Below are 25,784 nucleotides of genomic sequence, written 5' to 3' on the forward strand. Positions count from 1 at the left end.
CTTTTTTACTTACATATATAGTTTCCCTGAAAGAAAATAGTTTATTCCTGAGGCTGGTACTGCTATTAAACTTGTTTCTTCATAGTTATACTTTTGATTAAATATGTTGTTTACTCCAAAACTTACACTTAATATATCTGTAGCCATATATGTTATCATAAGATCTGTATAGTTATAGCTATCAACCTTTGTATCAATAGTATTATTCTCTTTACCATACTCTTTAACTAAATAACTTCCAACAAGATTAAAATTAGCATTAAATTTTATTCTCTCAGTCACTTCATATCCAGCTCCTAAAATAACTTTTCCTTTTGGTACCATTGGTAACTCTTCTCCATTATATAATCCCTTGGTTATCTCAGTATTTACATAAGAAAATGACTGATATGTTGTTAGTTTTTCAAAGTATTGCTCTAAGTATAACTCGCCTCCGAACTTTCTAACTTCATTTAAATTCTTATATTGCCACTCTTTTATCGCTGGATTATGAGAGTTTTTCTGAATTAACATTATCTCATCATGAGTAAATGTCAAAAATAGTGATAGATTTACAAAAGTGTCTCCTAAAAAATCCCTTGCTCCTACCTCAAAGTTATCTGAAGTTTCAGATTTTAAATCATTTGAAATATATGTCATATTGACTTTATCAGTTATCTGCCCAGGAAGTGGTGATGTAAACCCTCTTTCATACCTTGTATAGACAGTTCCTGATTCACTATATCTATAGTTTGTTCCTATTTCAAAAGCATAATTATCACTTCTTTTTTCATCTTCAATACTTTTATACTCATGAATCTTATTCATAGAGATTACTTCTGTTTCACTATCTCTTTTTCCACCATATCTTGAATGCTCATATCTAACTCCTAAAATAATCTCCCACTGCTCTCCTAAACTGTATCTATTAAGTCCATAGATAGCATTGGTCTCTTTAAAAATATCATTTTTAAGATTTATACTTACATCCCCTTTTATTTTTAAATTCGGCATAGGCTTAGGAAAAAATTCTCCATTAGCTCGAATTTTACTATCTCTTAAAAGCTTTGTATAACTATAATCATATCCTAAAACAAACTCTCCTTTGTCATATACATACTTTCCCCTTGTTTTAAAGCCTTTTGTTTCCTCTTTAAACTTACCATTCATAGATGCTGGTAAATCTTTCCCTAAGATATCAAAGGGCATATGTCCAAGATTTGGAAGCTCATAATCCATAAGAGAGTTCTCTGTAAAATCTCTTTTATAATTTTGATAGTAAAAAGTATTTAAAATCGTAAATTTCTCACTAAATTTATACTCATAATCTAAGGAGTAAGCTTCTCTTTTAGAGCTGCTTACAACTGGAAATCCCATGGTTTTTCTATCTATTTCCAATATTTTTTTTTCTACTGGTGTAGAGTAATCTCTATTTTCATCAAAATATGACATTTGAAATTTTACTCTATTTTTATCATTAATTAGATAATCTATTCCGCCACTAAAACTATTGCTTTCCTCTGAATCTCCATCTCTATAACCATCTCCTTTTAAATAGTTATAGTTAAAGTTTCCATATATATCCTCTGTAATGTTTTGTCCTAGAGATAGACCTGCATTTCTAAAATCATATGATTGCATTCCACTTTCTAAAACTAAAAAATCCTTTCTCAAAGAGGATTTAGTTATAATATTTACAACTCCTCCAGAACTTCCCGATCCATTTAATACAGTTCCTCCTCCTGGAACAATCTCTATCCTCTCAATAGAGTTCAAAGAGATTGTATTAATAGGAGTGGTCCCCATAGAATCGTCTATGGGATTTAAACCTATACCATCTTGTAAAATTTTAACTTTGGATATCGATTTCTCTCCATTACCTCTAATATCAACTTTCGGTCCAAAATATGTATTTTGAATAATTATATTTGGTGCTCCTCTTAAAACATCCTCTACATCCTTATAATTCCCATTATCTATCTGCTCTTTAAATAAAAGTGTTACATTTTTATTCTCTGAAAGAATAGGTGTTTCAAACCCACTAGTTGATAGAATTACTGAATCTTCTAGTTTTATTGCCTTTTCTTGAGAGTAAGTGCAAATAGTAGTAATAATAGATAAAGTTATAACCTTTAATATCTTCATTTTCCCAACCCCTTTTTATAGTCCCTAAAGATATTTACTACTATTTAAAAGATGTTCCTTTGTAACTTTTTATTACTATTTTATTAAAATCTCATCTACTGGTTGAATCGTACTCTTATCCATAGTAAGAACTTGAGATTGAACCTTTCCAAAATCTATCTTCTTTAAATCTATTAATCTTATATCTTGATTATACATAGTTTTATAGTAAAACAACTTTTCATTTAAATTTATAGCTGTTGTCCATTGAGTTGCACTTGTTATCTCTTTAGGTATTTCATTTTTATCTGCATATGTCATTCCAATTGGAATATCAAAGTTATTTAAAATATGAAACGCTTGAGTTATTCCCTCCTCATTTCCTACCATTTTTGGAGTGTTATTTGCATAAAAAGCTGCTCTTACAAATCTTGATGGTAGAGTTACATCTCCTGGTAGTCCTAACATTCCTGAACCAGCTCCCATTGGGAATATTTTTTGCTGTCCTAACATCTCTGGTTTATTTCCATTTAAATTTAAATTTACATAGTTATTTAAGTTTGTAAGTTGCCAATCAAATCCTGGTGAGTTTGTTAAAACTCCAACCTTATTATCATATATTTTTAACTCTCCACCATTTATAATCTCTATAACTATATTTCCACCTTTAGCATCTGATACTCTCCAGTGTCCTGTTGGTGATGGTTGTCCATTCTCTATTATTATTGGTACAACATCTATCTTTTTAATAGCTTCCTTTACTTCTTCAACTGTGGAAAAACTCGTTAACATCCACTTTACTAAATCCATATCATTTAATGAGTTTTTTACTTTTTTCTCATTAAAAGGTGCTAGCTCTCCATAGTTTAAAAAGAAAAATACCCCTGCATTTAATCCTTTTTCATTAACTCCCTCTCCTATTAAAGATTCATGCTCAACAGATGCTCCTACAAATCCATACTTTCCCTTCCATTTTTTTCCTAATGTTCTATTTGGCATTGGAGACTGATACTCTTTACCTCTTGGCTCTATTATAATTTGACTATTTATTTTATTCTTAGACCACTCTATTGTTCTTGCCTGTATATTATTATTATTTTCTGTCTTTAGAGAAATTCCCGTACAAGCATCTATATCTATTTTACTAAAAGCTATTAAACATGAAAGTAACGCTATCTTTTTTAACATTTCATTTCCTCCTAAACTTTATTATAAATATTATAACACAATAAAAAAGCTAGGTAAATTAACACCTAGCTTAAGTATCTATTAAAATTTAACTCTTACTCCTCCTGAAACTTTCCAAGAGTTATCCTCTGAAAATATATACTTATACTCTCCATATAAAGATAGTCCATCCCATAGATTTCCAACCTCTGTTCTCACTCCAACCTCTTTAGAAAATCTATTTTTATTTTTCAAATCTATCTCTCCACTCTCACTACCTAAACTATTTACTTTAAATTTAACTGTATCATCTAAACTATTAAGTTCCTGTTTAACTCCTAAATTTAAAGCCATATTTAAAGCACCTTTTCCAATAGTAAATACCTTTCCTATCCCTGTTCCAACGTATCCACTACTTAAAACTCCGTTAAGATTATCTAGCTCTAAACTATATGTTCCTCCACTTTCACTTATATCTCTTTGGAATATTCCAATACTTTCAACTCTTGCAACTGGTTCTAAATATATGAAATTAAAATCATATTTTTTAGATATTTTTCCTAAAGCTCCTACATAATAGTTTTTAATATCTGAACTTAAACTTTCATTTAGACTTTCAAAACTTATATCTGTGAAATCTTCGTTATAATCTAAATAACCTAATTGAACATTTCTATCTAAGTTTCCTTTAGAATATCCTGCAAAGAAGCTTCCAAAAGCATTTACAGTATCTTTATTGTAGTTTAAATACCCTGTTCCTTGGAACATATTGTCCTCTCTTTTTCCTTTATTATCTTTAAATTTAGAATCCAATCGAGTATAACTTAAAATCCATCCAGAGCTTAAGCTCTCTTTTATTGGATAGTTTTTTCCTATAAAGAAACTATTTAACTCATCTGTATATCCTAATATATTTTCGTATACATCTTTTTTCATTTTTTCAAAAGAGTAACCAAAAATATAGCTCTCTTTATTTGTTGCTTGAGTCTTTTCGGATATTTGATTTAAAATAGTTTCATTTGTAAATACAATAGCATCATTTGTTTGATACATTAAAGATGGAAAATAACCTCTACCAAAGATTTCATCTAAATACCACTCAAATTGTGATCCACTTTCTGAAGATGTAAGTATATCAAAAAGTTCATTTTTTGTAGAGTTATTCGAGTCGTAATAAATATCTTCTAAATACTTTGCCAAAACATCATCTGTTAATATCTCAAACCTATTTCTTTTAAACTCATAAACTCCATTATTTTCAATCACTTCATATAGTTTACTATTACTTTTTATCTCTTTAAAATTACTTGTAATTGAAGAGTGTAAATTTAAAACTCCTGAATCTACATAGTAATTTCCCACATAACTTCTTCCTATTACAATTGTTTCTAACATTTGAGATTTAGAAGTATTTATACTTCCACCACTTTCCATAACCAACTTTCCATTATAAGATAGGCTTTGAGTATTAGTCTCCTCTTTATTTATAACTCCCCAGTTATATACAGTTCCTCCATAATTAACCATTCCATATTCACCTAAATTTATAACTCCAGTTGGCATATTTTTACCAATAGCTCCTTCAGTTAAAAAATAAGCAAAATCTGTCGTTAATATTGAACCAGGAGTTACAGTATTAGTATACATATTTATTGTTCCACTATTTTCTAAAACTACAGCCCCCTCTCCTGTCATTGCATTAGTTGCCCTCATTAAACTAGTTGGTGTTCCTATATTTATAACTCCTGACTCCGAGTTAATAGCTGTTCCAAATCCATTTATAAACATTGCACCACTAGGTATTTCCATCGTATTATTACCATTGTTATAACTTGGAGTATTCATTGTTATTGTTCCATTGTTTATAATACTTCCATTTGTTGTCATCATTGCCGAATTTCCATCTAAAACTGTTATTGCTCCATTATTTACTCCACTTCCTCCACCACTTACATAAATTCCTGCAAAAACTCCTAATAGAGATATATTTCCAGTAGATGAATTTTCCACACTTCCACTTCCTAGGGTAGCCATAGCATACCTTGCAGCTCCTAAAATATTACCTTTATTTATAAAGCTTCCATTTTCAACTGTTGCTCCAACTGTATATGAATTATACAGATTTATTGTTCCATTATTCTCTGCATATCCTGAATTTAATATACTCATTCCTATTCCACCATAAGATTCAATATTTATAACTCCACTATTTTGATTTATTATAGTTCCTCCATTTGAACCTTGCATTCCCACTAAAGTTTGAATTTCAGGTAATTTATTAAGAGAGATTGTATTCTCATTTTCTATTACATATCCTTCTTTTATACTACCCATTCCTATTTTATTAGACATATCTACTGTTAAATCACCACCTAATGGTGAACTTCCAGTTTTTAAATCAGTCCCCTCATAAAACACATTATTATAAAAAATATATTTCTCAACTGTTGGTTTTGGTGGGTCTGGTACTATTGGATCTGGTATTGGTTGAATCGGTGTAGGAGGCTTCACTGGGGGTTCTACTGGCTTTACAATAGGAGGCACTACTATTGGTGGTTTTATTGGTTGCTCCACTGGGGGTGTTATAGGTGGATCTATGGGTGGTTTTACTGGGGGTTCTACTGGAGGCTCTATCGGGGGACTTATTGGTGGTGGTAATTCAATCTCTTTTCTCGAATATAAAGATCCATTTTTTAAATAATAGTCTTCCTCTTGGTTTTTAAAATACATAAAGTCTGACCAAAAAATTAGCCCTTTATCTTGAGAAAAAACTTTTGTTCCATGTAGAGCTAAAAGAAGTAGTAGAAATCTATACTTTTTCATATTCATCACTCCTCTTACAAATTTACATGCTTTATACAAAATAAGTAGAAAACTCCCTTTTATTCTTATTATTTTTTTATTTTTAACTTTTTTGACTAATGATTCAAAAAAGCTTTGACTTTTTTTGTAATTTGAATTATAATTCAAATGTAAGAAATTTTTAAACTTTTTCCAAAAATCAAATCAAGAAAAGGCTCTTATTCAAGAGCTTTTTTTTGTAAGAAACAAGCGGAGGTACAATTATGTCTTTAGTAACTATTGCTAATACTGGCGAGGTTATAAGTAATCAACTTTATTTAATTAACTTTATCGATGACTTTCACTACAATCTTCTAAATAAAGAGGATAAAATTAACTATATATTAAATTTTGATTTGAATAAATTTCCCACTTTTTTAAGGGAAGATTTAGTTAACATTGAAGCTGAACAGGAATTAGAAAAATATCGTTTAAAATTCTTTCCTGAGCTACCATCTAGATGTGGAGCACAGTTCGCCTTTGAAAAGTTAACAGACCTTTTAACTGCAGCTAAGATGTATGGATGGAAAGGTACTATTTATAAAATATCTATTGATACTAGCAAAGATTATACTCTATCTAAGCATAATGCTGATATAATCTCTGAAATTAGAAACTCTGATTTCAAATCTATCTCAAATACATTAAATGATTATTGGACTGGAGATATTAAATGGGCAAAGTGTCATGATAGAGATCTACACTTTTTACCTACAACTGAGTATTTAATCGAAGGAAGTATCAATATCATTGAAACTTTAGACAAAGCTATATAATAACAAAAAGAGGAAGTTTTATAAACTTCCTCTTTTTATTGTTTAATCCAACATGTTATAATAAATAAAAAAGTTTAGGAGGAAAAAATGTACGGTCTATCAGAAACAGATTTTTTTAAAATTATTGATATTTTGAAAAAGTACAAAGAAAAAATAGAATGGGTAAAAATTTTTGGTTCTAGATCTAGAGGAGATTATAAAGAAACCTCAGATATAGACTTAGCTATATTCCTAAGAGTAAACAATATTATTGATGATATACGAAATGATTTTTATGAATCAGATTTAAAATATACTGTAGATGTAATTGAATATACTGAGAATATTGGAGAAAATATAAAGAGAAATATAGAAACTGATGGAATCTTAATATATAAAACTAATGAGAAAGGTGGGATTTTAATGAATGAAAATAAATTGAAATATAAACTTGAAGATTTTCAAAAAGCTTTAAAAAAATTAGAAATTGCTTTAGAAAAAGATGCACATTTAGATGAATTATATTTAGATGGTACTATTCAAAGATTTGAATTTGTATACGAATTAAGTTGGAAACTTATGAAAAGTTATTTGGAATATCAAGGTATAGAAGTTGTAAGTCCAAGAGAAACTTTTAGAGAAGGATTTAAAGATGGAATAATACATGATGCAACAGAGTGGATTAATCTCATGATAAATAGAAATAGAACTTCTCATACTTATAATGAAGAAACAGCATGGGATATATATGATAAAATAAAAAATGAATATATAAATTTATTTAAAGATTTTGAAAAAGAAATGATAAAAAAAATAGATTAAAAGAGGAAGTTTTATAAACTTCCTCTTATCTCTTTTATTTGATTTATAACTATTCTAACTATTCTTACAAAGATAATTGATATAAAGAATACAGCTAATGTTGTTGCTGCTACTCCAAAGTTATACCAGAAAATTCCTCTACTTTCATCTATACTTCTAATGTAGTTTGAATACTTTAAAATTGCTGTAGATCCTATTGCTAAAGGGAATGTAAATGACGCATATACTGGTGTAAATTTAAGTCTTATAATTTTAACCATTGATATATAAAGCAGTGCTGTCATAAATATTCCTAATGGGAATAAAAATCCTACTATTGCTGGATTTGGAGTTTTGAAAGCCACTAAATATCCTGCTAAACAAAGATTAGGTGGAGCAGCTATTATTGCAAAAGTTGGAAGTCTTGCATCATCAATCTTCTCAACAAATATAATTCTATATAACATCATAGGCAGCATTACTATGTAAAAAGCAAAACCTATGTAAAATATTACTTGTGCTAATTGTGGCATCCCCATAACCGCTGAGTCCACTGATGCTACAACTATTCCAATTGGTGGCACAAACCAACTTGGAACCATATGCTCTATATTCCAAGAACGAAATCTGTGATATATAAATGATACTCCAAATATTAGATGTAAAAGTATACATAATAGCCATAATCCTTTTCCTAAAACAGGTGAAAACTCATAAAGTACAACTGAGAAATTCATTAAAGCCATATCTAACGTTGGTATAAAACTTCCAAGTGTTGGATGCTTCAGTTCCTCTTTAAACACATCAAAGTGTAGTACATTCTTTATAATTATAGGCAGAAGTAACATTAATGATATAAAGTTTCCTATGTATAAAGCTTTAGGATTAAGTACTACTGCAACTGCGCCGCTGACTCCAGAAACACCTAGAGCTAAACCTGTAAGAGCCACTGGTAAATACTTAAAATAATTTTTTAAATTCTTCATTTTTCTCGCCTCTGGTTTTAATTTTTTTATATTCTAATTATAGCACACTTTTGAATCGTGATTCAACTTTTTTTGTACATATTTAATTTACAAAAATTAAATATACATATATTGCACTATTATACCTATTTTATCTACACTTTCTTTTAATTTTTACTTTTAATTTCCTTCTGCTATAAATTTAAATTTATACTTTTTTTGATTATAGTATATTTTAGAATATTCCAAAACCGTACCTTTTTTTAAATAAGTAATATTTTCTGCTAAAAGAATAGGTTCATTCCTTTTAAGTTTTAAAGCGCTAGCTACATAATCACTTGGTATCTCTGCTGATATCTCTCTTTCACTATTTCCAATCTCTAAACCTAAACTTTTTATATAATCAAATTTTGATTTTAATAAATTTTTTTCTTTTAAATTAGGTAATAACTTTACACTTATATAACTCTCTTCAAATACTGCTGGTACCTCATCTATTTGTCTAACTCTTTCCATTCTCCAAATACTTTCTCCCTCTTTAATACCTAAAATTTTACAGATATTTTTAGGACAAGGCATTTTTTCAAATGCTAAAACTTTGTTTTCTGGAGTTAGTCCCATTTCACAAACTTTTTGAGTAAATCCACGTAATCTATTTATTGGTAGTTCTATTTTCTTTTCTATACTACAAACATATGTTCCTTTACCTTGAGTTCTTTCTACTAACCCTTTTATTGTCAAAGAATCAATAGCTTTCTTAGCTGTCATTCTGCTGATACTATATTTTTTTGAAAGTTCATTCTCTGATGGAATCATATCTCCCGGTTTTAAATCTCCGCTTTCTATCATCTCTAATAGAATATTTTCAAGTTGAGCATATATTGGAATATGAGAATTTTTATCTATCACTGGAACACCTCCTAATCTATATTTTTTTATAATATCTTAACATATTTTCAAAAAAAGAAGCTAGCATTTTATGCTAGCTTCATAATTTTAATACCTATTATACTTTCTTTGCAAAAATATAATCATCAATAAGATTTCTCATTTTAGTAACTCTTCCACCGTAAACTATATGCACATTGTTGTTATCAGGAATAATAATACCATTTGGTTTAGATTTTTTAATTAAACCCTCGTTAATTAAAGATCTATCTTTTATCTCTATTCTTAATCTAGAGATACAATTATCTACATCAACTATATTTTTTATTCCTCCAAGACCCTCTATTAACTCTTCAGCTACTTTATTATTCTCTGTATCTAAAGCCTTACCATCATTTGAAATCTCTTCACTTTCATCAAAATCACTATAACTTCTTCCCATTGTCATAACATTAAACTTTCTAATTACAAAGCTATATGCAACATAATATAATCCAAAGAAAATTGGTCCTAAGAATAGGTATAAGTACCATTTTGTTTGCATTCCTTGTAAAGTTCCAAACACAAACCAGTCAATTATTCCACCTTGAATATTTCCAATTGTCACATTAAACATCGCTGGTACCATAAATGCTAAACCAGCAAGAATCGAGTTAACAAACCAAAGCATTGGTGAAATAAATATAAATGTAAACTCTATTGGTTCAGTTATCCCTGTTAGTATAACAGCTGTTAATCCTGGAATAAAATATTTAACCAGTTGCTCTCTTTTTTCAGGTAAAGCACACTTATACATTGCAAATATAGCTGCTGGCATTCCAAATACCATGTGTAAGATCTTTCCTTGAGCTAAGTATTGTGTTGCTCTTGGAGAGAATGCTAAATGATTTTCTAATTCAGCAAAGTATATATTTAAAGCTCCAACTTGTGTATGTCCTGCTACATTTTCAATTCCACCAAGAGCTGTAAATCTAAAAGCTTGGTTTAAAATGTGATGAAGTCCTGTTGGGTTTATCGCTTTTTCTAAGAATCCATATAAGAAAACTCCAAATATTTGTAACTTTGATATAACTGTTCCTAAACTCATAATTACGTCATTTATAAGTGGCCATATATAAACTAATCCCATTCCCACTAAAGGCATAAATAGAGCAGCAGCTATAGGCACGAATCTTTTCCCACTATAAAATGTAAGTGATGGATGTAACTCAATTTGTCTAAATCTATTATGGATAACCACTCCTAAAAGTCCAGCTATCATTCCACCAATAACATTCATGTTATATACAAATATTCCTAAAACATTTGTAAACTGTGAGTTATGAAGAGTAGCTTCTACTGCTGTCATTCCATCATTATCCATAAGATACTTTATAGCAGTTGTAGATGGATTATAACCCTGTATCCCTAAAAGATAGTTCATACCAACTAACATAGCTATATAACCAACAACTGATGAATAAACTGCTACCTCTTTATCTCTTTTAACAACCCCAAGTGGAATAGCCATAGCAAATAGCAGTGGCAGTTGTCCAAATGGAATTCCAGCTAACTTTCTAATAAATCCTAAAAATGTTTGTACTCCACTTCCTTGAAGAAAAGGTAGGAACTTAACTATATTTGGATTTTGTAATGCTGCGGATAATCCTAAGAATATCGCCATAAATGACAATATTGATATTGGAAACAGCAATGTTTTTCCGAAACTTTGAAGATCTTTTTTAAATTTTTGCATATTAATACCCCTTTTACTATTTTCTCTCAATTAATATATTTAAAATCTCCTGGCTTTTTATTTTATATTCTTTTAATGTATCTAATTTTTCCTCAAACATATTGCTAAAGAAAACTCCCTCGTTAAATACTAATTCAACCTCTTTTTCTGTAGGATTAAACACTCTTATAAATGTCTCACCTGTTTTTTCACTCTCTTTTAATGCGCTTACTACACACCCTTTTAATGTTAAATTTAAGTTTGTAGTTATATTCTTTCTAACATTTGGAATATTTATATTAAATCTATTGAACTCTTTTAATTGATATCCCTCTACTGGAGTTAAAAACTCTTTTGCTTTTTCACTACTATTTTTGTCAGTTTTTACAAAAGTAAATCCTAATTTAAAATTAAAGCTCTCTTTATATAGTAGATTATCAGGAGTTTCTATCTCTATTCCTGACGGTCTTCCTGGTCTATTTATAAGCTCTCTTTTCCCTAAGTGTGAGAACGTTCTAAACAGAGTTATAAATATTTTTTTATCTACAACCTCATACTCTTTTAGTCCGTATGAGAAAATAGTTGCTATTTCTTTTTCATCTTTAAGTGAAACATATGAGTTAAAAGTTTCAATGGATACTGGCTTTTCTGCCCACTTATCCTCTTCCCAAATACTTAACTCTTTTTCAAAATATACTGGTTTTTCAACTACACAAAGATGAGAATCAGATTCAACTGTATTTGTTAAAATCTCTGTATTTAAAACAGCTCTAAATCTTGTATCTTCTAAATAGTTAGTATGATCTATTGCTAAATTAACTACATCTCCCTCTCCTAAAGAGATAGTTACACCAAATATAGCTTTACCATCTAAAACTTTTTCATCTCTTGATTTCTGGTTTTTAGGTGCACTATATATTAAGTCATATTTTAAAACAGACTGATTCTTAGATTTTAAAACTTCACACTTTTCTATTTTTACATCTTTAGAATTTAAAATTAAATCTTTATGAGGAGGCGAATAGTCATAACTATCTCCTGCATCTCCACTAGTTTCTATTGAAAATACATCATCAATAACTCTATCTTCATTTTTTATTAAAAGATTAAGTTTATTATTTTCTACATATATTTTGTATAGACTATTTTCTACAGATGTTTCAACTTTTTTCTCACTTCTTAATGAATAGATCTCTCCATCTTCATAAGTTAAATATTTAACTGATAATCCATCTATCTCATCTATTACAAAAGCAACTTTACTTTTAAAAACTTTAATATCTAAAAGTCTAGCAGCTACTTGTCTATCTATAAGACCAGCATCTACAAGCTCTTGATTTAATAGTAAGTAATCTACCTCTTTATCCCCATTAAAAATTTTGAAATCACTAGTTCTTGTAATAAACTCCATTTCAACTTTTTCATTAGATCTTTTATATGGCAGATAGTTATAAAGGGTTACTATATTTCTATTTTCATTAGTAGAAGCTAAAGAAATAAGTCTCATATATAGCTCTATCTGAGTATCTAAAATCTCTTTCACTTGAGTTAACCTTTGTTTTATATCTCTATTTACTAAATCTGAGTTGCATCCACCGATACTATCATGTGCATGAGCTCCAAACAGTTCTTTTAAACACTTTTCAAATATCTCATGTGGATAATCAATATTTAACTCTTTTCCTAATAAAGCTAATGGCTCTAAAACATTGTATATTTTATATTCTAACTCTGTATTAAGCAGTTTTATATCCATTCTAGTTGATGTTATAGTTTTGTGAATTCTTGCATGTTTACTGTGATTTAATTCACCTTCAACACTTTCTAAAACTAATCCTTTTAAACTATCAACATAACTTTCAAAATCTGATACAGAAACTTTATCACCTTTATAAAAATCTCTTATATTCTCCATAATTGAATGAATATTCTTTTGAATTGGCATCTGATCGTGACCATTCATTACAAGTCTTGCATCCCCTGCAGAGTACTTATCTAGAACTTTCATTATCTTATCCATTCTAACCTTTAACTCATCTTTATCACTTTCTAAATACTTAGCCCCTTGGTAACCAGTAGCTAAGTTAACTCCAAATATCACACTTCCATCTATTCCTTTCCATAGGAAGTCTGACTTTTCACCTTTTAACTCACTGTATCCTCTCCAGAAGAAAGTACTATCTATTCCAAACTGAGAGTATATTTGAGGCATTTGAGCTGAATGTCCAAAAGTATCAGGAGCATATCCAACTTTCATTACATCTCCATACTCTAAAGCTTTCTCCATTCCATAGTAAAGGTTTCTAATAATTGACTCACCATGTACTAAGAGTAAATCTGTTTGTGTATACCAAGGTCCAACTCTAAGAGCACCTTTTTTTACTAGACTTTCTGTTCTCTCTTTCCACTTTGGAGCAAACTCTATAAAGTCATCAAGCATTACACTTTGACCATCTAAAACGTAAATTATATCTTCATTTTTTTCTAAAAATTCTATAACTTCAAACATATGATTTCTAAGAAGTACCTGTGTTTCAGCTTTTGTAAAGTACCACTCTCTATCCCAATGTGTATGCATCAATATTTTTATATCTCTACTCATTTAATTACCTCTTTGTTCTTTTTTTAACATTATTATAATCTAACAGAACAAAATATCGTAATCCTTTTTTATGGATAATTATCCATTTTGAACTCTATTTATTAGTTCATTAACCATAATTATCATATGTAGCTGCTGTTCACGAGATATAGCATCTAATTTATCTATTGAAATATTATGAGTAAATGTAAAATCACAGATTTCATCTAAAGAACTTTCTGATTTTGTTATAGCTACTACAGTTTTTCCACTCTCTTTAAACTTTTTAGCTACATGCTTAACTCTTAAAGTTTCTCCTGAACTTGATAGGATAAGCAGTATAAAATCATCAAATTGCTCTATCATTCTCTCTTCACCTACTACAATAGCTTGAAATCCTAAATATAATAGCTGTCTCTGAAGATAAGAGGCTGTTATTTGAGAAGCTCCAAGACCATATATTAATATTTTTCTATTCTCTTTTATTACCTCTGCTATCCCTTGAACATCTTGAAAGTTTATATTCTCTATATAAAAAAATGTATTATTTATACTTAAATTCTTTGAACTTTCCATCTTCTCTAGGTCCTGTTCAATGGAGTATTTCAATTCACTAAACCCTTTAAAACCTAACTTTTTACAAACTCGATTTACACTTGCTTGAGAAGCATAAGCCTCTTCACACAGTTTAACTACAGAGTATTTTGGAATTTTATCAAAATTTTTCTCAATAAAATCTAAAATGCTCTCCTCACTTTTAGTAAACTTTGCCTTTAACTCTCTTGTTTGTAATAGATTTATAACTTTATACTCCATTGAAACCACCCTTCTAATTTTATATTAATTAGATATTAACATATTATCTTAATGTTGGCCAATACTCCTTATTTGCCTCAATTAATGCATCTAAAATTTTTCTAGCTTTTTTAGCATCAACAATTGTTCTATTTAATGTTAAAGCTTGAAGTGCTTTAGCATATGATCCTTCAAACCAAGCCTCTACTGTTAATCTTTCATAAGCAAACTGCTGCTCCATAAGTCCCTTATAGAATGTTCCTATTTTCCCAACTCCAAATGGTCTTGGTCCGTTGATTCCTAAGTTAGCCGCTACCTCTACCATTACATCATCATCTAAGTTACTTATCAGTCCGTTATTTTGAACTATCACTATATAGATTCTATTTTCATTGAAAGCTATTGATTCAGCAACTTCAACAATCATCTCCCCATGAGCATCATTATGAACAACATTAGACTCTCCCATACTTCCTCTTGCTGCAATCTCTCTGCACTCTTCAAAAACTCTTTTTTCTCTTCCATTCATAACTTCATTGGCTCTAGTGTACTCTGGATCTAACTTTGCCTTTTTATACTCAGGGTAGTAATAGTATTGTAAATATGTATTTGGCATATAGTCAGGGAAATCCACTAACATATCTCTTACCATTGCATATGTGTCTAACCATGACTGATCTCTTTGCTCTGCATCAGCTGGTTTAAATCCAGAGTTTAAAGTTATATCCTTTAATTTAGGAACTAAGTCCACTCCATTTTTATCATAGATATTTGTGAACCATCCAAAGTGATTTAATCCAAAATAAACAGGTTCAAACTCACTTGAATCCATCCCTAAAAGTCTTCCATATGATCTTAAAAGATTTACTGGTTGATCACAGATATTTAGAATTTTTTTATCATTTGGAAAAGCTTTCTTAAGTGCATCTGCCACTATTGCTGCTGGGTTTGTATAGTTTAAAAACCAAGCTTCAGGAGCGTATTTTCTAACCTCTTCTATAAGTTTTATCATATCCCCAATAGATCTCATACCGTAAGCAAATCCACCTGGACCACAAGTTTCCTGACCTATTGCTCCTAGACTTAGTGGTATCTTCTCATCTAACTCTCTCATTTTATATCCACCAGTTCTAATTTGACAAAATACAAAATCTGTCCCTGTAAAAGCTACTTCTGGAGAAGTTGTATACTCAAAATCTACTGTTGGATATTCCTCCTTAAAAAGAACCTTTGCAAACTCCCCTATAACTTCTTGTCTTTCAGGATTATTGTCAAAAAGTACAACTCTTTTTAATGGGAAAGTTCCCTTCCTTTTACACAGAGCCTTTAAAAGCCCTGGTGTCCAAGTACTTCCTCCACCTGCAATCGTTATTGTAAACTCTTTTTTATTCATAAATCTCACCCCTTAAATTTGTATAGTTGTATATACAACTAATATATAATAAAAATTTAGAGTTGTCAATTTTTAATTTACCTCTAAAAATTATTTAAAAAAGATTGTAGGTTATTTATAAAGTTCATAGAACTATACTATATATACCTGTAATTTTTTGAAAAAGATTAAATAGGAGGTTTTTATGAGCGATATTATTCAAATGGAAAAGTTTGCTAAAGATATTCGAAAAGAGACGCTAAAAATGCTTTTAAATAGAGGTTTTGGACATATTGGTGGAGCTATGTCTATTGTAGAAACTCTTGCAGTTCTATATTCAAATATGAAGATTAATCCCCAAGACCCTAAAAATTTAGATAGAGATTTCTTTGTTTTATCTAAAGGTCATGCAGGTCCTAGTTTATACTCCACTCTTGCATTAAAAGGATTTTTTCCTTTAGAAACTTTAATGACACTAAATGACAATGGAACTACTCTACCTAGCCATCCTGATAGAAATTTAACTCCAGGAATTGATATGACAACTGGTTCTTTAGGACAGGGCATCTCTGCTGCCGTTGGAATAGCTCTAGGTCTTTTAAGAGATGGTAGTGAAAGACAGGTTTACTGTATTGTTGGAGATGGCGAACTAAACGAGGGACAGTGCTGGGAAGCTATTCAGTTTGCTGCTCACTTTAAACTTACTAACTTCACTCTTTTTGTAGATAACAATAAAAAACAATTAGATGGACCTAATGATGAGATTTGTGAAACTTTTAGTATCTTAGAAAAACTTAGAAGTTTTGGATTCCACTCTATGCAAGTTAAAGGCGATTCTGTTGGAGAGATTCAAACAGCTTTAAAAGGGGATAACTTTGGAAAACCTAAAGCCATTGTTTTAGATACTATTAAAGGTCAAGGTGTTAAATACTTTGAAGATTTAAAAGCAAATCACCATGTTAGATTTGATGATGAAATGAAGGGAGTTCTTCTTTGGGAGATTCAAAACTTTGAAAAAGGTGATAAGGAGGATGACAATGAGTAATCTTATATTAGAAACTACAGAGATGAGAAAAGCATATAGCGAAACATTAAAAGAACTTATTAAAGAGGATAAAAACGTATATGTTTTAGAAGCTGATCTTTCAGAGGCTATAACTACAACATCTATTGGTGTGGATTATCCCAATAATTTTGTTAACTGTGGAATTATGGAAGCTAATATGGTAGGAGTTGCAAGCGGATTATCTCTTCTTGGAAAAATCCCTTTTATTCATACATTTAGCCCTTTTGCTACTAGAAGATGCTATGATCAGATATTTTTATCTGGAGGTTTTGCTAAAACAAATATAAAAATATTAGGTTCTGATACAGGGATTACATCACAATATAATGGGGGAACTCACACATCTTTTGAAGATATTGCTCTTATGAGAGAGATTCCCGGAGCTACAGTTATCACAGCAACTGACGCTACTATGTTAAAATATCTAATTCGTGAGATAAAAGATATCTATGGAATCCACTATATTACAACAATTAGAAAAAATGCTTATAAAATATATGATGAAAATGAAAAATTTGAAATTGGAAAAGGAAAAGTCTTAAAAGATGGTAAAGACTTTACGATAATCAGTAGTGGTATAATGGTTGCAGAAGCTTTAAAAGCTGCTGAAGACCTGGAAAAACAAGGGATTAGTGCTGCTGTTATTGATATGTTTACTATAAAACCTATAGATAAGAATCTAATTATTGAATATGCTAAAAAAACTGGAAAAATTATAACAGCTGAAAATCATAATGTAACTGGTGGTCTTGGAAGTGCTGTTGCTGAGGTTCTTGTTGAAAACTATCCTGTACCTATGAGAAAAGTTGGTGTAGAAGATAGATTTGGACAAGTGGGAACACAAGACTTCCTACAAAAAGAGTATGGTTTAACAGCTGAAAAAATTATAGAAAAGGCAAGTGAACTTGCTTTGGGAGGAAAGCTATGAAAATTTTTATCGACACTGCTAATGTTAACGAGATTAGAGAAGCTGCAAAGATGGGGTGTATCTCTGGAGTTACTACAAATCCATCTCTAATTGCTAAAGAGGGAAGAGATTTTAAAGAGGTTGTAACTGAGATTTGTGAAATTGTAGATGGGCCTATCAGTGCTGAAGTTATCTCTTTAAAAGCTGATGAGATGATTGCCGAAGCTTTAGAGCTTGCAAAAATTCACAGCAATATAGTTATAAAACTTCCTATTACAAAAGATGGATTAGAAGCTTGTAGACATCTTGTAAATAGAGGTATTAAAACAAATGTAACTCTTATTTTTACAGCTAACCAAGCTCTTTTAGCTGCAAGAGCTGGAGCTACTTATGTTAGTCCTTTCCTTGGAAGACTTGATGATACTGGAGTAAATGGTATTGAATTAATAAAAGAGATTGCTGAAATTTTTAAAATTCATAATATCAGTAGTGAAATTATAGCAGCTAGTATTAGAAACACTTACCATTCTAAAGAAGCTGCTAAAGCTGGAGCACATATTGGAACAATTCCATACCCTATTCTTTGTAAAATGTTAGAGCACCCTCTTACTGATGCTGGAATCGCTAAGTTTTTAGCTGATTGGAATAGATAACCTACACACACTTTATCAAATAGAGAAGGCTAGATATTTAAAATATCTAGCCTTTTTTCATTATCTTATTTTCTATTTATAGTAGTTAATTAAACACCCATCTACTAAGATTTTTCTCTCTGTATCTGTTAAGGCTTCTAGTCTTAACTCAATCTCTTTTATATCTTCATTTTTAGTTGAGATTACATAACCTTTTATACTATCATCTTTATTTTCAATAGCTGATTTAATATCCTTTATATAGATATAGTCATCATTTTCAAAGTTAATATCCTGCTTTACTATAAATGGAATCATACCCCAGTTTATTAAGTTTGATCTATAACGCTTCGTTGCATACTCTTTAGCTATATTAGCCCATCCACCTAATACTTTTTGACAAGAAGCAGCTTGCTCTCTAGCTGATCCATCTCCAGGTTTATTAGCGTAAATTGTACTTCCTATTCCAATCTCTAGTGGTTTAGCACCCTTATCTATTCCTTGGATTTTGTTCAATACTTTTTCTAAATCCCCAATAAATGGATTTTCACCATTTTCTCTTAAAATTTCAGCTTTATGTATCTCTTTAGCCTTTTTTGTATAATCAGGAACTCTTCTTGAAAGAGTAAACTCTGCAAGTCTCATAGGGTTTGAACGATATGACGATGTTTCTCCCGATGGAATAAGCTCATCTGTTGTTGTAACAGGATCATTTATAACTGCACAAACTTTTAAAAGCATATCTTTTGTTAGTGCTGGCATTTTTGGCCAATCTATTATGTTTGGTCCATAGATTAAATCTGATGACTTAGGTTCCTCAAACCCATCATACACTTTATTTTTATAAACTTTATCATTAAACTCATATTTTGGTTTTGTAAACTCTATATTTAACTCAGTTGCTGCTGTTAGTCTTCCACCATTAATAGCTGTTGCTGCAATAGATCTAGCATCCATTAGAGCTACCATAGAGATTTGACCCTCTCCAGGTTTTGATCCTTCTCTACTCGGGAAGTTTCTAGTTGTATGTCTAAGACTTAACTGCCCATTAGCAGGAGTATCTCCAGCACCAAAACATGGTCCACAGAAAGCCGATCTTACAACTGCTCCGCTTTCCATTACTTTAGCGATTGTTCCATTTTTATTTAACTCAATATATGTTGGCTGACTTGATGGATACACACTTAAAGTAAAATCTACACCTACAGATTTATCCTTTAAAATATCTGCAGCATCAACTATGTTGTCGTAAGTTCCTCCTGCACATCCAGCTATAACTCCTTGCTCTGCAAAAAGTGAACCATCCTTTATTTTACTTTTCAAATCTATTTTCATTCCCTGTTCAAGAGCTTCAGCTTCAACTTTTGTTAGTATCTCCTCTAGATTCTCTTGTAACTCTTTTATTGAATAAACATTACTTGGATGGAAAGGTAGAGCTATCATAGACTCTATTTTATCTAAATCTACAACAACCATTCCATCATAGTAAGCTACATCTTCAGGTGATAACTCTTTATACTCCTCTACTCTTCCATGCTCTTCTAAATACTCTTTAACTTTATCATCTGTTTTCCAGATAGATGTTAAACATGTAGTTTCTGTAGTCATAACATCAATTCCATTTCTAAACTCTACATCTAGATTTGATATTCCCTCTCCTACAAACTCCATTACTTTATTTTTTACATATCCACTTTTAAATACAGCTTTTATTATTGTAAGAGCTATATCTTGAGGTCCAATACCCTTTTTAGGTGCTCCCTTTAAATAGATACCAACAATTCCTGGATATTTAATATCATAAGTTTTACTTAAAATCTGCTTTACTAACTCTCCTCCACCTTCACCAATGGCCATAGTTCCTAAAGCTCCATATCTAGTATGACTATCTGAACCTAGTATCATCTTTCCACATCCAGCCATAGTTTCTCTCATATACTGGTGAATAACTCCTTGATGTGGTGGAACATAGATTCCTCCATATTTTTTAGCTGCTGACAATCCAAACATATGATCATCCTCATTTATTGTTCCTCCAACAGCACAAAGAGTGTTGTGACAATTTGTTAAAACATATGGAATTGGAAACTTTTCAAGTCCACTTGCTCTAGCTGTTTGAATTATTCCAACATAAGTTATATCGTGTGATGCTAAGCAATCAAATTTTAAACTTAAATTTTCCATATTATTTGAAACATTATGATCAGCTAAAATTTTATAAGCAATAGTCCCCTTTTTTAAATCCTCTTTATTATATTTTACACCAGATTCCTCTGATATAATCTCTTTTCCATTAACTAAAACTACTCCATTTTCATATAAAGATATCATAAGTCCTCCCGCAATTTTCTTTTTTGAATAATTGTATACAATTACAATTTATATTTTTTTTTCAATTTTGTCAACTGTTTTTTTATTTTTATTTTCACATAATATGTTAGTTTTTAGAAAGTAATGTTTTTTAAAAAAATATATTGACTTTTTCAAAACAAATATTTATAATTTGCACAACAAGAATTTTTGTATACAATTGTTCAATTCTAAAATGAGATTTTTGGGAGGTTTTATTATGTTACTAGCCCTTGCTGGTTTTATTATGCTTTTTGCTATGATGTATTTTCTTTTTAAATCAAAAACTATACCGTTAGTTGTATTTATTACAATACCTTTTATTGCTGCTATCCTAGCTGGTTTTTCATTTCCAGAAATTGTAACCTTTGTTAAAAAAGGTGTTGGTAAAACTAGTGAAATGGCTGTTTTATTTATTTTCTCTGTTACTTTCTTCGGTCTAATGTCTGATGCCGGGATGTTTGACGTTATTGTTGATAAGTTGGTTAAAAAAGCTGGTACAAATGTTATTGCAGTTGCCGTTGTCACTGCCATCGTTGCCATTTTCTCCCACCTTGACGGTGCCACTGTTACAACTGTTTTAGTTACAGTTCCAGCTTTACTACCGCTTTATAAAAAACTTAATATCCGTCCTCAACTTCTACTTATGATAGTTGGAGCTGGTATGGGAGTTATGAATCTTCTACCTTGGGGAGGTCCTGTAGCTAGAGCAGCTACTGTTTTAGGTATGAACCCTAATGATCTATGGCATATTATGATTCCTATTCAAATTTTAGGAGTTGTAACTACAATAGGACTTGCTATTTTTGGTGCTATGAGAGAGGTTAAATTTAATGGAGCTGGTATTTTAGAAAAAAGCTCTCCAGAGTTTGAAATAGAAGAGGGAACACATATCTCTCAAAAGAAAGAGGATGAGTTAAAAAGACCTAAACTAACTGCATTTAATATGCTTTTAACTCTTGGAGTTTTAGTTTTACTTTTAATTAATACTTTCCCTCCATACTTTGTATTTATGATTGGATGTGCCATTGCACTAGTTGTTAACTACCCTAATCCTAAAGATCAAAAAAATAGATTAAAAGCACATGCACCTGCTGCCCTTGATGTATCATCTGTTATGTTAGGAGCTGGAGTTATGGTTGGAATTTTAGGTAATAGTGGAATGTTAGAAGCGATGACAATCCCTCTTTTAAAAGTTATCCCAGCATTTATTGCTTCACAACTTCATATTTTAATGGGTGTTCTATCACTACCTCTTGGATTAGTTTTAGGAACTGACTCTTATTTCTATGGACTAATGCCTCTTGCTATTGAAGTTGGAAAGAACTTTGAAATAACACCTTTAAGTATGGCTGTAGCTATGACTATTGGTAAAAATCTTTCTCTTTTCATAAGTCCACTAGTACCTGCAACTTTCTTAGGAATAGGACTTGCTGGTATTGAGTTAAAAGATCATATTAAATACTCTTTTGTAGGTTTATTTAGTGTTTCTTTAATAATGATGGCATTTGCCCTATCTATAAAAATGTTTTAATAAAAAAAAGACCGTCAAAATCTATTTGATGGTCTTTTTTACTATCTCTTTAGCATTTAATAGATGAAGTTTATTAGCTTCTTTTGCCTTTTCTAACTCTCCATCTCTAAGTAAACTTATAATCTCTAAATGCTCATTGTAAGCTTTTAAAACTCTACTCTCACTTTTTAAAGATTTTCTTTTTAATGCTGATATTATAAAATCGTAGTGTCTTAATATTTTTACAGCATATTCCAGTGATGACGCTGAATACACCAATGAATTGTACTCTAAAAATAATCTTCTAGCTTCATCCCAATTTTCAGTATCTATAAGATATTTTGTTAAAATTAGGTTCTGGTATATTCTATCTACTCCATTTTTATTTTTTACAATAGAATCAAATAAAATACCTTCAAGACATATTCTAATTTCGAATATCTCATCTATTTTTTGTGGAGTTATATCCATAATTCTAAGTCTACCATTTGGTAATCTCTCAATTATTCCTTCAATCTCTAACTTCTTTATAGCTTCTCTTAAAGGAGTTCTACTAACATTTAATTTATTTGCATAGTCAATCTCTACTACTTTATCACCAAAATCGATATTTCCAACTAACAGATCATTTTTTATTGTTTCATAGATATTATCACTACTACTCTTTCTCATTATTATAATCTCCTAACTCTTTTATATCTAATATGATACTTTTTTTTATAACATTTAGCAAGAAAAAAAGACCGACTTAAAATAAAATTTTAAAATCGATCTCTATTTTTATAAGATATTAACCTTTTTATTTTACAATATAACTATTTAAAGCCTCTATAGTTTTAAATAACTCTCTTGTATCTAACTTTTCATTTACAGTGTGAACGCCTTCCATTCCCACTCCAATGATTATTGAATTATAACCTTTTTCTGCAAATATATTACTATCTGAACCTCCACCTATAATTTGAAGTTCAGTAGCTATTCCCATACTCTCATATACCTTTGCAAACTCCTTTGCAAATGCAAGATCATCTGTTGGTTTTAAAGTTGGGAATACACATATTTTTTCAAATAAAAATTCTCCACCTAACTTTTCAACACTATTTTCACAAGCCTTCTCATAAGAGTTTAAAGTCTCAAATATAGATTCTAAAGAGTGTCCTCTAACCTCTCCTGTAACAACACAAAGATCAGCTACAACATTACTTGGAAACTCAGAGTGAATTGTTCCTAAATTTGAAGTTGTTAAAGTATCTATCCTTCCTATATTCATATTAGAGATAGCTACTCCTGCTAAAGTTATAGCATTTATTCCCTTTTCAGGTTCAATTCCAGCATGAGCTTTTCTACCTTTAAAAGTGATTTTAAAATCATACTTACTTGGAGCGGTATGAGCTATTAATCCAGCTCTACCTGAGTTATCTATAACAATCATATTCTTTGCTGGAACCATATGAGCTGGAACTAAATTCCAATCTATATTTTTTGCTCCTAGCATTCCATTCTCTTCACATGGAGTTAATAAAACAAATACATCTTCATGCTTTGCTTCGCTCTCTATTAGGTTTTCTAAAACCTCTAATATAGCTGCAATACCAGCCTTGTCATCTCCACCTAAAGTTGTAGTTTCATCAGTTTTTATAAAATCCCCATCTACAATTGGATTTATATTTGCACATGGCTCTACTACATCCATGTGAGCTGCTAATGTAACTCCCTCTCCAGAAACATTTCCCTTTAATTTAGCAAATATTGTAGGAGCATTTCCACCATATTTTTTAAAACCTAAGTCTAAATATACTTCAAGTCCTAATCTCTCTAATTGTTTTACTAGGTACTCACTATACTCCTTTTCATTTAATGATGGAGAGTATATTTTTACCATATCTATAAAACTATTTATTACTCTCTCTTTTTTCATTATCCAACCCTCTTTTCCATAAGTTTTTTAGCAAATAGTATACTTGAGAAAACTGATACTAATGTTATTAAAAACGCTGGTTTTCCTGGAATAAAGTTAACTAACTTTGTCATAGTAAACGATACTGCTAAAGCAAAAACTGCAACTTTTGGTGACTTTATTGCAAACTGTGCAAATACTCCTCCAAAAAGACCTGGTATAACTAGTGTCAATAGTGCCATAAAGCTTGGTGGTAATTGACTCAATAGAGCTTGTCCAGCTAAAACTGATAGTATTAAAAATACAATACCAATCCAGATAGAAACCCCTATTCCAATAGTTCCCATTATTGAACCCTCTTCAGTTCCTGCAGGACACTCAGAAGCTTCCTGAGCAGATATAGCAGCAGGTATTCTCATGTTTACAAGGTTTCCTGATAAGAATCCCATGTATAGTCCAGCTCTACCAACAATTGGATAATAACTAATTGGCTCACTAAAGTAGAAAGCTCCAGAAACAGAAGCTTGTGATATAGCTCCAGCAATTATTGCTGCTAATCCTGGATTAAATCCAAAGTAAAAAGTCATAATAAGTGCTGGTAAAAGAGAAGCTAAAAATCCTAAAACCATTGTGCTTCTTCCAATTTTTGTAACATCATCTATATATCTATTATAAATTCCCATTTTTTACCCTCCCAATTTATGCTGCTAAAAGCCCGATAGCTGCTCCACCAAACATAGCAAAAGTAAGTGCCCACTCTTTTAACCAAGCCATCTTCTCTCCTATTTTTAAGCAAACTACCATAATTATCATTCCAGATATAGCTGCAATTGTTACATCAGGATTTGTATTAAACTTCATTAAGTTTCCAACGTTAAAGAATGCGAAAGACCCTAACATAGCTCCCAGTCCAACTGCTGGTAAAAGAGCTTTTCTTCCATTTGTTAATAATCCATTAACCTTATCCATCTTATGTGCAAATAGGAAAACGAAAACAATCCATCCCATTGATCCTAATGCCATAGTCCAAAGTGCATTTGTAAATACAACTGGTAACATATTTGTTGAAAGCTCAGATCCCATTGCTTGAGCTCCAAAGTTTGCTGCCATTGCCTCAAAGTTTGAACTTCCTATTAAACTTAATCTTAAAGTTGAAACTGGCGATCCCATTGTAACTAAAAGTGCTAGTAAACTTCCAACAACTCCTAGTGCTGGTCCAATACTTGCCATTGCACTAACTTTAATTCCCTTTGTTATTTTATCGTTAGATATCCCTAACTCTTTAGCTGTTGATATTGATTTTTTGATAATTAACCCCGATTGAAGTAATACAATAATAATACCAAAAATAGCTGTTCCCCATATAATTGGGTGTGATGCATAGATCATATGCCCGTTCATAAATCCCTCCTAAAATGTCTTAAATAAGTCTCTAATT

The 25,784-nt window shown here is 30.7% G+C and carries 20 protein-coding genes; 6 read left to right on the top strand and 14 right to left on the bottom strand.

Going from position 1 to position 25,784, the window contains the following annotated elements:
- Positions 1-9 precede the first annotated feature (9 nt).
- The 3 genes from HMPREF0202_RS08335 to HMPREF0202_RS15625 all read right to left on the bottom strand — a co-directional run bounded on the left by HMPREF0202_RS08335 (position 10) and on the right by HMPREF0202_RS15625 (position 6,093).
- Positions 10-2,124: a TonB-dependent receptor gene (locus HMPREF0202_RS08335; RefSeq protein WP_023050445.1), complete on the bottom strand. Its 2,115-nt coding sequence runs from the start codon at positions 2,122-2,124 to the stop codon at positions 10-12.
- Between the two features lie 75 nt (positions 2,125-2,199).
- The gene (locus HMPREF0202_RS08340; protein ID WP_023050446.1) at positions 2,200-3,291 is read right to left on the bottom strand and encodes a linear amide C-N hydrolase; all 1,092 of its coding nucleotides are present in this window, start codon (positions 3,289-3,291) and stop codon (positions 2,200-2,202) included.
- A gap of 81 nt (positions 3,292-3,372) precedes the next feature.
- Positions 3,373-6,093 (bottom strand): autotransporter outer membrane beta-barrel domain-containing protein, encoded by a 2,721-nt coding sequence (locus HMPREF0202_RS15625; protein ID WP_051364147.1) that lies wholly within the window; start codon positions 6,091-6,093, stop codon positions 3,373-3,375.
- A gap of 242 nt (positions 6,094-6,335) precedes the next feature.
- Here HMPREF0202_RS15625 and HMPREF0202_RS08350 point away from each other — a divergent pair, with 242 nt between their 5' ends.
- Together HMPREF0202_RS08350 and HMPREF0202_RS08355 are read left to right on the top strand one after the other, a co-directional pair.
- Positions 6,336-6,887 (top strand): hypothetical protein, encoded by a 552-nt coding sequence (locus HMPREF0202_RS08350; RefSeq protein ID WP_023050448.1) that lies wholly within the window; start codon positions 6,336-6,338, stop codon positions 6,885-6,887.
- An 87-nt stretch (positions 6,888-6,974) separates the two neighbouring features.
- The gene (locus tag HMPREF0202_RS08355) at positions 6,975-7,688 is read left to right on the top strand and encodes an HI0074 family nucleotidyltransferase substrate-binding subunit (protein ID WP_023050449.1); all 714 of its coding nucleotides are present in this window, start codon (positions 6,975-6,977) and stop codon (positions 7,686-7,688) included.
- An 11-nt stretch (positions 7,689-7,699) separates the two neighbouring features.
- Here the strand turns inward: HMPREF0202_RS08355 and HMPREF0202_RS08360 are convergent, their stop codons facing one another.
- From HMPREF0202_RS08360 to HMPREF0202_RS08385, 6 genes are all read right to left on the bottom strand, one after another.
- Entirely contained in the window at positions 7,700-8,653 is a 954-nt protein-coding gene (locus HMPREF0202_RS08360; RefSeq protein ID WP_023050450.1) for a TDT family transporter, read from the bottom strand.
- A 159-nt stretch (positions 8,654-8,812) separates the two neighbouring features.
- Positions 8,813-9,541 (bottom strand): GntR family transcriptional regulator, encoded by a 729-nt coding sequence (locus HMPREF0202_RS08365; RefSeq protein ID WP_023050451.1) that lies wholly within the window; start codon positions 9,539-9,541, stop codon positions 8,813-8,815.
- Between the two features lie 97 nt (positions 9,542-9,638).
- Positions 9,639-11,255, bottom strand: coding sequence for a PTS transporter subunit EIIC (locus tag HMPREF0202_RS08370; protein ID WP_040406961.1), 1,617 nt, complete (start codon positions 11,253-11,255; stop codon positions 9,639-9,641).
- Between the two features lie 16 nt (positions 11,256-11,271).
- On the bottom strand, positions 11,272-13,836 hold the full coding sequence (locus tag HMPREF0202_RS08375; RefSeq protein ID WP_023050453.1) for a glycoside hydrolase family 38 N-terminal domain-containing protein: 2,565 nt from the start codon (positions 13,834-13,836) through the stop codon (positions 11,272-11,274).
- Positions 13,837-13,914: 78 nt separating this feature from the next.
- Positions 13,915-14,631, bottom strand: a complete 717-nt coding sequence (locus HMPREF0202_RS08380; RefSeq protein ID WP_023050454.1) for a MurR/RpiR family transcriptional regulator — start codon at positions 14,629-14,631, stop codon at positions 13,915-13,917.
- A 43-nt stretch (positions 14,632-14,674) separates the two neighbouring features.
- On the bottom strand, positions 14,675-16,003 hold the full coding sequence (locus tag HMPREF0202_RS08385) for a 6-phospho-alpha-glucosidase (protein ID WP_023050455.1): 1,329 nt from the start codon (positions 16,001-16,003) through the stop codon (positions 14,675-14,677).
- A gap of 184 nt (positions 16,004-16,187) precedes the next feature.
- Here HMPREF0202_RS08385 and HMPREF0202_RS08390 point away from each other — a divergent pair, with 184 nt between their 5' ends.
- The 3 genes from HMPREF0202_RS08390 to fsa are packed head-to-tail and all read left to right on the top strand — an operon-like array spanning position 16,188 to position 18,608.
- Positions 16,188-17,027 carry a transketolase gene (locus tag HMPREF0202_RS08390; RefSeq protein ID WP_023050456.1) on the top strand — a complete coding sequence of 280 codons (840 nt, stop codon included), beginning with the start codon at positions 16,188-16,190 and terminating at the stop codon, positions 17,025-17,027.
- Positions 17,020-17,976, top strand: coding sequence for a transketolase family protein (locus tag HMPREF0202_RS08395; RefSeq protein ID WP_040406964.1), 957 nt, complete (start codon positions 17,020-17,022; stop codon positions 17,974-17,976). The genes HMPREF0202_RS08390 and HMPREF0202_RS08395 overlap by 8 nt, the downstream gene beginning before the upstream one ends.
- Complete coding sequence (gene fsa / locus HMPREF0202_RS08400; protein ID WP_023050458.1) at positions 17,973-18,608, top strand: fructose-6-phosphate aldolase; 636 nt, start codon at positions 17,973-17,975, stop codon at positions 18,606-18,608. Before HMPREF0202_RS08395 ends, fsa begins: the two co-directional genes overlap by 4 nt.
- 72 nt (positions 18,609-18,680) lie before the next feature.
- Here the strand turns inward: fsa and HMPREF0202_RS08405 are convergent, their stop codons facing one another.
- Positions 18,681-20,918: a hydratase gene (locus HMPREF0202_RS08405; protein WP_023050459.1), complete on the bottom strand. Its 2,238-nt coding sequence runs from the start codon at positions 20,916-20,918 to the stop codon at positions 18,681-18,683.
- A gap of 238 nt (positions 20,919-21,156) precedes the next feature.
- Here HMPREF0202_RS08405 and HMPREF0202_RS08410 point away from each other — a divergent pair, with 238 nt between their 5' ends.
- The gene (locus HMPREF0202_RS08410; protein ID WP_040406966.1) at positions 21,157-22,470 is read left to right on the top strand and encodes a CitMHS family transporter; all 1,314 of its coding nucleotides are present in this window, start codon (positions 21,157-21,159) and stop codon (positions 22,468-22,470) included.
- Between the two features lie 21 nt (positions 22,471-22,491).
- Here the strand turns inward: HMPREF0202_RS08410 and HMPREF0202_RS08415 are convergent, their stop codons facing one another.
- The 4 genes from HMPREF0202_RS08415 to HMPREF0202_RS08430 all read right to left on the bottom strand — a co-directional run bounded on the left by HMPREF0202_RS08415 (position 22,492) and on the right by HMPREF0202_RS08430 (position 25,747).
- The gene (locus tag HMPREF0202_RS08415; RefSeq protein ID WP_023050461.1) at positions 22,492-23,121 is read right to left on the bottom strand and encodes a GntR family transcriptional regulator; all 630 of its coding nucleotides are present in this window, start codon (positions 23,119-23,121) and stop codon (positions 22,492-22,494) included.
- A gap of 127 nt (positions 23,122-23,248) precedes the next feature.
- Positions 23,249-24,367: a M20/M25/M40 family metallo-hydrolase gene (locus HMPREF0202_RS08420; RefSeq protein ID WP_023050462.1), complete on the bottom strand. Its 1,119-nt coding sequence runs from the start codon at positions 24,365-24,367 to the stop codon at positions 23,249-23,251.
- Positions 24,367-25,029 (bottom strand): hypothetical protein, encoded by a 663-nt coding sequence (locus HMPREF0202_RS08425; protein WP_023050463.1) that lies wholly within the window; start codon positions 25,027-25,029, stop codon positions 24,367-24,369. Before HMPREF0202_RS08425 ends, HMPREF0202_RS08420 begins: the two co-directional genes overlap by 1 nt.
- A gap of 16 nt (positions 25,030-25,045) precedes the next feature.
- Positions 25,046-25,747, bottom strand: a complete 702-nt coding sequence (locus tag HMPREF0202_RS08430; RefSeq protein ID WP_023050464.1) for a DUF5058 family protein — start codon at positions 25,745-25,747, stop codon at positions 25,046-25,048.
- Positions 25,748-25,784 lie beyond the last annotated feature (37 nt).

It is taken from the genome of Cetobacterium somerae ATCC BAA-474 (genome assembly GCF_000479045.1).
Lineage (GTDB): Bacteria > Fusobacteriota > Fusobacteriia > Fusobacteriales > Fusobacteriaceae > Cetobacterium_A > Cetobacterium_A somerae.

Excerpts from the sequence above, each read along its gene's own strand:
- HMPREF0202_RS08335 (WP_023050445.1), bottom strand. The coding sequence starts at position 2,124 with ATGAAGATATTAAAGGTTATAACTTTATCTATTATTACTACTATTTGC.
- HMPREF0202_RS08340 (WP_023050446.1), bottom strand. The coding sequence starts at position 3,291 with ATGTTAAAAAAGATAGCGTTACTTTCATGTTTAATAGCTTTTAGTAAA.
- HMPREF0202_RS15625 (WP_051364147.1), bottom strand. The coding sequence starts at position 6,093 with ATGAAAAAGTATAGATTTCTACTACTTCTTTTAGCTCTACATGGAACA.
- HMPREF0202_RS08350 (WP_023050448.1), top strand. The coding sequence starts at position 6,336 with ATGTCTTTAGTAACTATTGCTAATACTGGCGAGGTTATAAGTAATCAA.
- HMPREF0202_RS08355 (WP_023050449.1), top strand. The coding sequence starts at position 6,975 with ATGTACGGTCTATCAGAAACAGATTTTTTTAAAATTATTGATATTTTG.
- HMPREF0202_RS08360 (WP_023050450.1), bottom strand. The coding sequence starts at position 8,653 with ATGAAGAATTTAAAAAATTATTTTAAGTATTTACCAGTGGCTCTTACA.
- HMPREF0202_RS08370 (WP_040406961.1), bottom strand. The coding sequence starts at position 11,255 with ATGCAAAAATTTAAAAAAGATCTTCAAAGTTTCGGAAAAACATTGCTG.
- HMPREF0202_RS08375 (WP_023050453.1), bottom strand. The coding sequence starts at position 13,836 with ATGAGTAGAGATATAAAAATATTGATGCATACACATTGGGATAGAGAG.
- HMPREF0202_RS08380 (WP_023050454.1), bottom strand. The coding sequence starts at position 14,631 with ATGGAGTATAAAGTTATAAATCTATTACAAACAAGAGAGTTAAAGGCA.
- HMPREF0202_RS08385 (WP_023050455.1), bottom strand. The coding sequence starts at position 16,003 with ATGAATAAAAAAGAGTTTACAATAACGATTGCAGGTGGAGGAAGTACT.
- HMPREF0202_RS08390 (WP_023050456.1), top strand. The coding sequence starts at position 16,188 with ATGAGCGATATTATTCAAATGGAAAAGTTTGCTAAAGATATTCGAAAA.
- HMPREF0202_RS08395 (WP_040406964.1), top strand. The coding sequence starts at position 17,020 with ATGAGTAATCTTATATTAGAAACTACAGAGATGAGAAAAGCATATAGC.
- fsa (WP_023050458.1), top strand. The coding sequence starts at position 17,973 with ATGAAAATTTTTATCGACACTGCTAATGTTAACGAGATTAGAGAAGCT.
- HMPREF0202_RS08405 (WP_023050459.1), bottom strand. The coding sequence starts at position 20,918 with ATGATATCTTTATATGAAAATGGAGTAGTTTTAGTTAATGGAAAAGAG.
- HMPREF0202_RS08410 (WP_040406966.1), top strand. The coding sequence starts at position 21,157 with ATGTTACTAGCCCTTGCTGGTTTTATTATGCTTTTTGCTATGATGTAT.
- HMPREF0202_RS08415 (WP_023050461.1), bottom strand. The coding sequence starts at position 23,121 with ATGAGAAAGAGTAGTAGTGATAATATCTATGAAACAATAAAAAATGAT.
- HMPREF0202_RS08420 (WP_023050462.1), bottom strand. The coding sequence starts at position 24,367 with ATGAAAAAAGAGAGAGTAATAAATAGTTTTATAGATATGGTAAAAATA.
- HMPREF0202_RS08425 (WP_023050463.1), bottom strand. The coding sequence starts at position 25,029 with ATGGGAATTTATAATAGATATATAGATGATGTTACAAAAATTGGAAGA.
- HMPREF0202_RS08430 (WP_023050464.1), bottom strand. The coding sequence starts at position 25,747 with ATGAACGGGCATATGATCTATGCATCACACCCAATTATATGGGGAACA.